Raw genomic sequence first — 4,042 nt, 5'->3', positions numbered from 1 at the left:
CTTTCAACAACAGCCGTTCACTGCACTTCTTCTTAGCAGCATGGCCTGTAATTGGAATCTGGTTCACCTCCTTGGGTGTAAGCACAATGGCGTTCAACTTGAACGGTTTCAACTTCAACCAATCCATTATTGATTCAAGCGGTCGCGTCATCAGCACTTGGGCGGATGTAATCAACCGGGCTAACCTGGGTATGGAAGTAATGCACGAGCGTAACGCTCACAACTTCCCCTTAGATTTGGCGGCAGGTGATGTTGCTCCTGTAGCTCTGACTGCTCCTGCTATCAACGGTTAATTAGTCAGTTTAGCTAAATCTTAAAGCGCTCTCCCAGATTGGGAGGGCGCTTTTTAGCATCAACGATAACAGCGCTTAATTCTAGCAGCGCATTTTCAATAGGACTTACGCACACTCTACGAATTCTCGGCGCTCTTGGCGTCTTGGCGGTTCGATAAATTAAGCTTTTTAGCAATTTTTGCGTAAGTCCTATTCAATTGAGCGTGCGGTAGTTTAAAAACAACTGACTTCCAACCTGACGAGTTTCGACGAGTTGGAGACGAGGAGCAACTTGGGGAAGAAAACCCTCTCCTTCCACTGGGCTAGGGGCGTGCTTTCCTCCATAAATGACGGGCCAAATTGTCAACCACCAATCGTCAATTCGCCCTGCCTTTACTAAAGCAGCTGTTAAAGAGCCGCCTCCCAAAACAACGACCTTGTGAATACCCCGTTCTGCCATCAAGCTGTAGGCCCGATCCCAGTCTAGGTCTGTCTCTCCCAAATCGATTAATTCAGCCAGCTTTTGCAAGCTTGTTGCATCAGAATTACGCTTCAAACCAGTCCGTGTTGTAAATATCCATCGCTCAATGTCCTGGCTTAAAAAAGGCAAGTCCAGCGATAAGTCAAGAGAACCTGAAACAATGCAGGTAATGGGCTGGGGAGACTGACCCCGCACCTTACGTGCTGCCAAAAGTTCGGGATTGCGAATTGTATAGGTTCCCCCCTCAGCCCGAATCGTCCCTGCTCCTACCAAGACTAAATCGGCAAGGGAAGCTTGATACTCTAAGTGTGCTTGATCAACTGGATCGGAATCACGAGGCGCTTTAGGATCTACGGCGCTAATTTTTCCATCGGCCGTCATCGCAAGAACCACAGTTGTTTGGATAGCTGACATGATTACATTCTGACGGTTCTTTATAATTTTACCTTTTTGAATTCTTTGCTATGAATAGTTGTTGTATTGTGCTTTAATTTACTTTCTAAGCTATGGTTCAAGGTGGTAAAAGAATTGTTGTTGGATGATTGTCTCTACACAAGAGTCTATTTTTTTACACCTAAGCAACTGTCATGCCCAAACACATATCTGCAATCGTATTTGTCTTAATTTTTATTTTGGGGTTTGCATCTCCAGTTCAAGCTGCAACTCTCCGTTCAACTTGGGTGGAGAATGAAATTTACCAATACAATCATCCCTTTGCTTCTCAATTGCCTCAAGAACTGGCAACAAAAATGCAAAAGATGAAGGCTAGCCCTTTCGCCTTTTATCGGGGAACAGATCACATTTTTTATCGTGATATGCAGACCTTGCCAAGTTCAGGATTTGTGAATTCTTCAACCTCAGCTATCTGGTTAGAGGGAGATATGCATCTGCAAAATCTTGGGGGGATGAGAGATAGCAACGACAACAACGTTTTTGACACCACCGATTTTGATGAAGGCTATCTTGGCCCCTACGTTTGGGACTTGCGACGGATGGCAGTCTCTATCTTGTTAACAGCTAAAGAGAACGGTCTTAGCTCAAGTGATGCTCAAGATATTGTCCGTAATTTTTTGGATGCTTATTTGAACAAGATGAGTGACTTTAAGGGAACCAACGACGAACTTTCATACCGTTTGGAATCTGGCAATACAAACGGTGTGGTCAAAGATTTGATTCAAAAGGCATCAGATAACAGCCGTTCTAGCTTGCTAAGTAAGTACACGCAGTTAAATAACAGTAATAATCGAGTATTCCAGACGCCCTCAGAACTTCAGCCTGTATCTGGCAGCACCTATTCCGACATTGCTGGGACTATGAGCAGTTACATTGCCTCAATTCCTAGCAGTAAACGCTACAACAATAGTTATTATGCTCTCAAAGACATTCGGCTAAAATTAGGTTCAGGCACTGGCAGTCTTGGTAAGTACCGATATTACTTACTGATTGAGGGGCCAAGTTCAGCAACCGACGACGATCGCATTTTGGAGATGAAGCAGGAAGGCAGTAGCGTAGTTGCGATCGCAGTTCCAGGTCTGCTGCCAACTTCAGTTTACGGGAACCAAGAAGGGGCGAGAGTGGCAATCGCCACTAAAGCAATGCTCTCCAATACTGACCCTTTGGTTGGCTACACTACGGTCAGTAGCATCCCCTTTATGGTACATGAAAAATCACCCTACCAAGTGGACTTTGACTATACATTGCTAACCACTAAGTCAAAATTTATGGATGCGATGGGGTATGCGGGGAAAGTCGTTGCCAAGAACCATGCAATCTCTGATAAAGACTATGATGCTGCGATTATTCCCGTAAGCGTTGACAAAGAAGTGACTGAAACAATGCAGGGTATGCCAAATTTAATTCGCTACGAATTAATGAAATGCTGTACTTAGAATATCAGCTAGATGATAGCGATGTCTACGATGGTCACTGACTTGTACTGAGCGCAGCCGAAGTAGCTTGCCGAAGTGCGGGCTATTCGGCGTCGCCAGGAAGCTTCTATTGTTGATTGAACGTGAGTGCGATCGCCATTATTGCTTCGCTTTTTGTAATTAGCTAATTTCCTTTCTCAATAATTCTGGAATCTGAGAAGGACGTTCAGCTACTGGAACTTCTGCTTCTTTTAAAGCAGCTAATTTACTTTGGGCTGTGCCAAAGTTAGGATCGCGTCCGATAACTGTTGCTAAAGTCCCTGTTTGACGCCAAGTTTTTCCTGGTGGTGCAAGTCTACCTGCAATGTAGGCAATTACTGGTTTATCAATTGCTTCGGTAATGTACCGGGCTGCTGCTTCTTCACTACCACCGCCAGGTTGACCGACTAAAACGATCGCCTCTGTAGTTTCATCCTCATCGAGAATTTGCAGCCATTGCAGAAAGGAGGAACCGACGATCGCATCACTACCAATACTGACACTAATCGATTGCCCCAAACCGGCTTTTGTTAGTTCGTAAGCAACTTCGTAAGTGAGCGTACTACTACGACTAACGATCCCTACTGCTCCAGGAGTATAAAACTCACTTGGTTGAGTACCTAAAAGAATTTTTCCCGGCACAATGATCCCCGGACTATTTGGCCCGATTACTAAAGTTTCACAGGCTTCGGCTTTGCGGAGTAATTGCACCATATCTAAAGGCGGCACGCCAGCAGTGATAATAATGATCTGGCGAATATTAGATGCGATCGCTTCTAATGCCGCATCTAGCACGTCGTAAGGATCTACACAGATAATTGTTGTGTCAATTACCCCAAATTGTTCTATTACCTCCTCTACTAAATCAAATACTGGCAGTCCATGCAGTTCCTGTCCACCACATCCAGGATTGACACCGGCTACCAAGTTCGTACCATAAGCTTTCATTTGAGCAACATGAGTGCCTGATATAAATTCACAAAAGCCTTGAATTAATACTTTACTGTCTGGCATTAGGTTCATAAAAAATTACCGTAAGTTTGGCAACCCAGTGGTCTATGGCACTGGGCATAAAAACGACATATTTACAGTGTCGTATTGATTCAATTTTTTTTAAATTTGAACGAAGCTGACACTCATTACCTCTTATTAGCCGTTGGTTTAGCCAGACGAACTGCTGCTGCTACTGCCTCATCTAAATTTTCTACCACGAGGAGCGCATTGCTGTGAGTTTTTAGTGTTGCTAAATACTTTCTAGCAGCATTCAAGTAATATTAATTAACTTTCTGGGTAGCATTCCTCAAACTGAGGAAGTCGTAGAAGTTATAGCCAGAGTTGTGCAGCAAGACAACAGCGAACTTAAATCACAGGTTGTGCATTCT

General features: G+C 44.1%; 3 protein-coding genes and 3 pseudogenes. 3 read left to right on the top strand and 3 right to left on the bottom strand.

Going from position 1 to position 4,042, the window contains the following annotated elements; all coding sequences use genetic code 11:
• A pseudogene (locus LC574_RS29625) lies at nt 1–293 on the top strand (photosystem II q(b) protein); the annotation flags it as partial.
• A gap of 193 nt (nt 294–486) precedes the next feature.
• On the opposite strand, the gene LC574_RS29620 reads toward LC574_RS29625, so the two are convergent.
• Nucleotides 487–1,167, bottom strand: coding sequence for a RibD family protein (locus LC574_RS29620; protein ID WP_229457189.1), 681 nt, complete (start codon nt 1,165–1,167; stop codon nt 487–489).
• Between the two features lie 173 nt (nt 1,168–1,340).
• On the opposite strand from LC574_RS29620, the gene LC574_RS29615 reads away from it, so the two are divergent.
• A complete protein-coding gene (locus LC574_RS29615) occupies nt 1,341–2,642 on the top strand; it encodes a DUF2252 domain-containing protein (protein WP_229457188.1) in 1,302 nt (433 codons plus the stop codon).
• A gap of 159 nt (nt 2,643–2,801) precedes the next feature.
• On the opposite strand, the gene LC574_RS29610 is transcribed toward LC574_RS29615, so the two are convergent.
• Entirely contained in the window at nt 2,802–3,683 is an 882-nt protein-coding gene (locus LC574_RS29610) for a CoA-binding protein (RefSeq protein WP_229457187.1), read from the bottom strand.
• 116 nt (nt 3,684–3,799) lie between these two features.
• Nucleotides 3,800–3,925, bottom strand: a pseudogene (locus LC574_RS29605) (succinate--CoA ligase subunit beta); the annotation flags it as partial.
• Here LC574_RS29605 and LC574_RS29600 point away from each other — a divergent pair.
• Nucleotides 3,920–4,042 (top strand): annotated as a pseudogene (locus LC574_RS29600) (succinate--CoA ligase subunit beta); the annotation flags it as partial. The pseudogenes LC574_RS29605 and LC574_RS29600 sit on opposite strands and share 6 nt — an antisense overlap.

Origin of the sequence: Nostoc sp. CHAB 5715 (genome assembly GCF_020829685.1) — a bacterium.
GTDB lineage: Bacteria > Cyanobacteriota > Cyanobacteriia > Cyanobacteriales > Nostocaceae > Nostoc.
The sequence above is the reverse complement of the archived record's forward strand: the minus strand, read 5'-3'. Positions and strand labels throughout refer to the sequence as shown.

What these genes read in the sequence shown, in the direction of transcription:
- LC574_RS29620 (WP_229457189.1), bottom strand. Translation starts at nt 1,167, where the DNA reads ATGTCAGCTATCCAAACAACTGTGGTTCTTGCGATGACGGCCGATGGA.
- LC574_RS29615 (WP_229457188.1), top strand. Translation starts at nt 1,341, where the DNA reads ATGCCCAAACACATATCTGCAATCGTATTTGTCTTAATTTTTATTTTG.
- LC574_RS29610 (WP_229457187.1), bottom strand. Translation starts at nt 3,683, where the DNA reads ATGAACCTAATGCCAGACAGTAAAGTATTAATTCAAGGCTTTTGTGAA.